Below are 5,469 nucleotides of genomic sequence, written 5' to 3' on the forward strand. Positions count from 1 at the left end.
CGTTCGCGCCGCCCGCCTGGCCGGGCCAGGCCGCGCCGACCGAGGCCGTGCGGAACGGTGGCTCCGCGCGCAAGGGCGGCCGCCGCTACCTGCTGATCGGCGCGGCCCTCGCCGCGGTCGCCCTGGTCGGCGCCTCGGCCGCGGTGCTGCTGTTCGGTGAGGACGGCCCGCCCAAGAGCCGCCAGGTCTACTTCGCCGACTTCGAAGGCAAGAACGACACCTGGACGGAGGGCAGCAGCCACGAGGCGACCCTCGGCGGCGCGTTCCGGCTGGAGACCTGGGCGCACGACGGCCTCTCCTACGAGGAGATCGGCCCGAAAACCCCGCCGGACGCCCAGCTCATCAACGCCACCATCCGCCCGATCAGCGGTCCCGGATACGGCGAGGCCGGGCTGTTCTGCGCCTACACCGCGGGCACCGCGGGCGGTTCCTACACCTTCTACCTGCGGGCCGACGGCGAAGGCATCCTCGTCCGCAAGAGCGTCGGCGACGCCGTCAAGAAGAACCTGGCGGAGAAGAACTCGACACCGGGCTTCAAGAAGGGCAAGGACAACAAGCTGACCGTCCTCTGCCAACGGCTCGAAGGCAAGATCGTGCTCAAGGCGTGGGTGAACGGCCGGCTCGCCCTGGACGTCACCGACGCGGAGGCGCCGCTGGTGCCGCCGGGCGAATCGGGCATCGAGGCCCGCAACCTCAACGGCGGCACGACGCGCGCCGAGTTCGACGATTTCGAGATCCGCGAACTCACCTGAGCCGACCCGCTCACCGACCCGCTCAGAGGTAGGCGTTCAGCCAGTGGTCGAGTTCGGCGAAGACCTCGTCGCGGGCGGGCTTCGCCGACAGGACGAGGTCGTGCAGCCCGCCCTCGATCCGGACGAGCGTCAGCCTGCGCCCGAGCCCGACCGACCATTTCGCGATGTGCTCGACGTCTAGGACGATGTCGCTGGAGTCGATGCCGTCGCCGCCCTTCTTCGCCTTCACCGTCCTGGTGGAGCACATGACGAGGATCGGCACGTCGATGGCGAGCCCGGCGTGCACCCGCCGCTGGCCGCGCCGGATCGCCGCGAGCCAGCCGGCCCGGACGGGGAAGCCGGTGAGCGGTTTGAGGCTGAGGTCGAAGTCCCATTCGCCGTCGAAGTCGCGGTGGATGGTCGTCACATAGACCGAGGCGAGCGCGGCGGGCAGCGCGGCCTTGGGGGCGGGGCGGCGCAGCGCGTGGGCGAGGCCGCTGCCGATCGAACGCAGCCAGGCGGCCTCGTTGACGTCGAAGAACGGGCTGTTCAGGAACAGGCCCTGGACTTTCCCTTGGCCGCGCATCTTGTCGGCCCACAGCGCCGCGATCAGCCCGCCCGTGGAGTGGCCGTTGACCAGCAGGACGTCGTGGTCCTCGCGGATGATCCGGACGGCCTCGTCGATCTCGGTGTAGTAGTCGGTGAGGCTGAGGACCATGTTGGGCGTGTGGTGCTCGCGCAGCGACCGGCCGTACTTGCGCAGGTCGAGGGCGTAGAAGTCGAAGCCGCGCTCGACGTAGAAGTCGGCGAGGTGGGTCTGGAAGAAGTAGTCGACGAAGCCGTGGATGTACAGGACGGCCTTGCCGGTGGGCGTCGGGCCGGTCCGTTTGACGAGCGTCGCGAGCAGCTCGCCTTCGTCGTCGGCGCCGAGGGGGATGTCGATGGCCTCGTACTCAGGACCCAGGACGTCTTCCATGAGGTCATTTCATCATGCGTCGACCAGTTCACGAACGGCCTTGAGCGTCGGTTCGTCCTTGACTCCGGCGAGCAGCAGGGTGCCGACGGGGCTGTTCTTCCACAGTTCGAGCCGTTCGGCGATCCGGCCGATGGGCCCGAGCAGGGAGATCGAGTCGACGAGCTCGTCGGGGACGGCCTTGATCGCCTCGTCGCGGCGTCCGTCGAGGAACAGTTCCTGCACCCGCGCGGCCTCCTCGGCGTACCCGAGCCGTCCGATCAGGTCGAGGTGGAAGTTCTTGTCCTTGGCGCCCATGCCGCCGATGTAGAACGCCATCGGGATCTTCGCCCAGCCGAGCGCCTGCTCCAGCGGTGCGACGACGGTCGTGACGGTCGCGGTGATCTCGAATCCTGGCCTGCGGTGGGCGAGTGAGCCGCCGAACAGGGAGTCGATCTGCTGCGGGTCGACGAACAGCGGCAGCCAGCCGTCGGCGATCTCGGCGGCCAGCGCGATGTTCTTGGGGCCTTCCGCACCGAGATAGACGGGGATGTCGGCGCGCAGCGGATGCGCGATCGACCTGAGCGGCTTGCCGAGACCGGTGCCGCCGGGGAACGGCAGCGGGTAGTGCTCGCCCGCGTTGGTGACGGGTTCCGCACGTGCCCAGATCTTGCGCAGGATGTCGAGGTACTCGCGGGTGCGGGCGAGGGGCTTGGGGAAGGGCTGCCCGTACCAGCCCTCGACCACCTGGGGCCCCGAGGCGCCGAGGCCCAGGATCAACCGGCCACCGGACAGCGCGTCCAGGGTGAGCGCGTGCATCGCGGTCGCTGCCGGAGTACGGGCCGACATCTGCACCACGGCCGTGCCCAGTTTGATCCGGGACGTGCGAGCCCCGTACCAGGCGAGGGTGGTGAAGGCGTCCGATCCGTAGGCCTCGGCCGTGAACACCGAGTCGTAGCCCTGCCGCTCCGCGGCCAGGACGGTCTCGGTGGCGTCCTCCGGGTTGCGCTGCCAGTAGCCGACGTTGATCCCGAGCTTCACGGTTCCATCTCCTCAGTACGGGTGCACATGGAGACTAGAACACGTTCTAGTTAGCCGTGAAGACCTGCGACGAACTTCGTGAATCCCCTGCCGTCGATCCGGATCACCGGCAGTTCGGGGTTCTTGGAGTCACGGATCGCGCGCCCGCCCTCCGGCAGTGCGGCGACTTCGACGCACTGGTCACCGGAGCCGCTGTGGGAAGACTTGCGCCAGCTGAGTTCGATCACGGAACTACTCCTTTGCCGCCTCGGTGATGAGCCGGACGGATTGTGCGGGGTCCAGCGCCTCGGATTCGATGCGCTCGAACCGGTTCCTATGTTGATTGATTGCCTCTGCGCTCTCCACGTACACGTCACCCATCGTGCCTTCGACATAGGCGATGTCAGGGTCTGCGGGATCCGCGAACGACAGGATCGTGAACCGGCCGTCGAGCCCGGCGTGCGCACCCCGGGAGTACGGCAGGACCTGCACGGTGACGTTCGGCCGGTCTGCCGCCGTCACCAGCGAGGTGAGCTGGTCCCGCATCGTGTCCGCCCCGCCGATGGGCCGCCGGAGTGCGGCCTCGTCGAGGATCACGTGCAGATGCGGGGCGTCCGACCTGTCCAGCAGCGCCTGACGCTGCTTGCGCGCATGAATGCGCCGCTCGACCTCGGCCGGGCTGGGGAGCATCCGGCCCGCCTCGATGACGGCCCGCATATAAGCCTCGGTCTGCAACAGACCGTGGATCAGCTGGGCGTCCCAGGTGCGGATCTCGGAGGACTCGTCCTCCAGGCCGACATAGGTGCCGTTGAAGACGTCCACATAAGCGGTCCACCAACCCATCTGGCGGGCCTCGCGGGAAAGCGTCAGCAAGGCGTCCCGGTCGGGGCTGGTGACCCCGTAGAGATCGAGCAGTTCGGCGACGTCTCTCGGACGGGTCTGGCCCGTTTCGAGACGGGAGACGGTGGCGCGCGACCAGCCGAGCCGGTCGGCTACGTCCTGCAGTGTGAGTCCCTGCAGCTCCCGCAGGCGTCGCAATTCCCGTGCGAGCCTGCGGCCTCGGACGGTCGGACGGTAGGTCATGTGACGAGTGTGGTGCCGAAATCGCGTTCAAGGGTGAGAAACAAAGAATCTTCGGCAAGTCGGTTGCGGCCGTGGGAATCCCACGAAAGATTGTCTTTCGTGACGGCTCGGGGACCGGCTGTAGTTCTGGCTTGCAAGCGGCGGCAATTTCGGCCTTTGCTTGAGCCCTGGCGAAAGGCCTGTTCATGGAGCTTGCAGAGGACCTGGGACGTTCGTGGACGTGGGTGCTGCCCGCCGACGCGACGTCCGCGAGAGCGGCCCGTCAGCTCCTGCGCGGGGCGCTGACCGAGCTCGGCGTGCCCGACGAGGCCGTCGCGGACGCCGCGCTGATGGCGAGCGAGCTGGCGACCAACGCCCACCAGCACGCCTCCGAGGCCAGACCGCACGAGCTGTGGTTGTACCGCGTCGACGAGTTCGACCTGTGCTGCGCCGTCTTCGACGGGAAACCGGCGCGCGAGGAAGAGCTCGACGTCGACCGGGGCGACTTCGGGCGGGGTCTGTCGATCGTCGCGGAGCTGTCCAAGGGACGGTGGGGGACTTCCACGGCGCGCGCCCGGATCGACCCGCGGGTTCGCGGCAAGGCCGTCTGGTTCCTGTGTCCTCGTTAGAGCGCGGCATCCCGGTGAGCGGTGGGGGGATGCCGATTGTGGGATGCTCTGTTGTGGTTTCGTCATGGAGGAACCCGGTGCGAATCCGGGGCTGTCCCGCAACTGTGACCAGGTGTGATCCTGGGAGCCAGGAACTCTGACGCGCCGCAGGAATCAACCCCCCGATCGGGCGAGGAAACCCGGTCAGGAAAGGACACCGTGACGCCGTACCCGTTCTCCGCCGTCGTCGGCATGGCCGATCTCAAGCTCGCCCTGCTCGTCAACGCGGTCTCGCCGTCGGTCGGAGGTGTGCTCGTACGGGGCGAGAAGGGCACCGCGAAATCGACGATCGTCCGGGCGCTCGCTTCACTGCTGCCGCCGATCGACGTGGTGCCCGGCTGCCGGTTCGCCTGCGCGCCGGGCGCGCCCGATCCGGAGTGCCCCGACGGGCCGCACGCCGGGCCCGACTCCGCGGTGGTCCCGGGCGGATCGTTCGCGGGGATGACGTCCGTGCGGGGCAACGGGGTCGTCGCGCGGGAGGCCGTGTCGCGGGATGTGGTGGTCTGGCCCGTGGGCGAGGGGCCGCAGTGGCGGGCGGCCCGGCTGGTGGAGCTGCCGGTGGGGGCCGCGGAGGACAGGCTGACCGGGGCGCTCGATCTGGAGCGCGCGCTGACCGAGGGCGTCAGCGCCTACGAGCCGGGACTGCTGGCGGCGGCGCACCGCGGCGTCCTTTACGTCGACGAGGTGAACCTGCTCCACGACCATCTGGTGGACCTGCTGCTCGACGCGGCGGCCATGGGGCGGTCGTTCGTCGAACGGGAAGGCGTGTCGGTGCGGCACGCGGCGCGGTTCCTGCTCGTCGGCACGATGAACCCCGAGGAAGGGGAGCTGCGGCCGCAGTTGCTGGACCGGTTCGGGCTGACCGTCGAGGTCGCGGCGACCCGGAATCCGGCGGAGCGGGCCGAGGTCGTCCGGCGGCGGCTGCGGTACGAGGAGGATCCGGCGGGGTTCGCGCTCGCGTTCGCCGGGGCCGAGGCCGAGCTGGGGGCGCGGATCGCGACGGCGCGCGCGCGGCTGCCGCGGGTCGTGCTCGGCG

Annotated in this window: 7 protein-coding genes and 1 riboswitch; of the genes, 3 read left to right on the plus strand and 4 right to left on the minus strand. The window is 69.3% G+C overall.

The features are described from left to right. Nucleotides 1–752, plus strand: a 752-nt coding sequence (locus tag ACYVE7_RS28250) for a hypothetical protein (RefSeq protein ID WP_460368810.1), incomplete at its 5' end; no start/stop codon positions are given. A gap of 22 nt (nucleotides 753–774) precedes the next feature. Here the strand turns inward: ACYVE7_RS28250 and ACYVE7_RS28255 are convergent. From ACYVE7_RS28255 to ACYVE7_RS28270, 4 genes are read right to left on the minus strand one after another with little or no spacing between them, the layout of a single operon-like run. Then, nucleotides 775–1,707, minus strand: coding sequence for an alpha/beta hydrolase (locus ACYVE7_RS28255; RefSeq protein ID WP_460368812.1), 933 nt, complete (start codon nucleotides 1,705–1,707; stop codon nucleotides 775–777). Nucleotides 1,708–1,719: 12 nt separating this feature from the next. Further along, on the minus strand, nucleotides 1,720–2,724 hold the full coding sequence (locus ACYVE7_RS28260; RefSeq protein WP_460368813.1) for an LLM class F420-dependent oxidoreductase: 1,005 nt from the start codon (nucleotides 2,722–2,724) through the stop codon (nucleotides 1,720–1,722). Between the two features lie 50 nt (nucleotides 2,725–2,774). Next, complete coding sequence (locus tag ACYVE7_RS28265) at nucleotides 2,775–2,951, minus strand: DUF397 domain-containing protein (RefSeq protein WP_460368815.1); 177 nt, start codon at nucleotides 2,949–2,951, stop codon at nucleotides 2,775–2,777. 4 nt (nucleotides 2,952–2,955) lie between these two features. Then, on the minus strand, nucleotides 2,956–3,786 hold the full coding sequence (locus ACYVE7_RS28270) for a helix-turn-helix domain-containing protein (RefSeq protein WP_460368816.1): 831 nt from the start codon (nucleotides 3,784–3,786) through the stop codon (nucleotides 2,956–2,958). 185 nt (nucleotides 3,787–3,971) lie between these two features. Between ACYVE7_RS28270 and ACYVE7_RS28275 the strand changes: the two genes are divergently transcribed. Both ACYVE7_RS28275 and ACYVE7_RS28280 read left to right on the plus strand, forming a co-directional pair. Then, the gene (locus ACYVE7_RS28275; RefSeq protein ID WP_460368818.1) at nucleotides 3,972–4,394 is read left to right on the plus strand and encodes an ATP-binding protein; all 423 of its coding nucleotides are present in this window, start codon (nucleotides 3,972–3,974) and stop codon (nucleotides 4,392–4,394) included. 67 nt (nucleotides 4,395–4,461) lie between these two features. Beyond that, nucleotides 4,462–4,531, plus strand: a riboswitch (cobalamin riboswitch). Between the two features lie 94 nt (nucleotides 4,532–4,625). Then, on the plus strand, nucleotides 4,626–5,469 hold an 844-nt coding region (locus tag ACYVE7_RS28280), incomplete at its 3' end, for an ATP-binding protein (RefSeq protein WP_460368820.1).

The organism is Actinocorallia lasiicapitis (assembly GCF_054778695.1).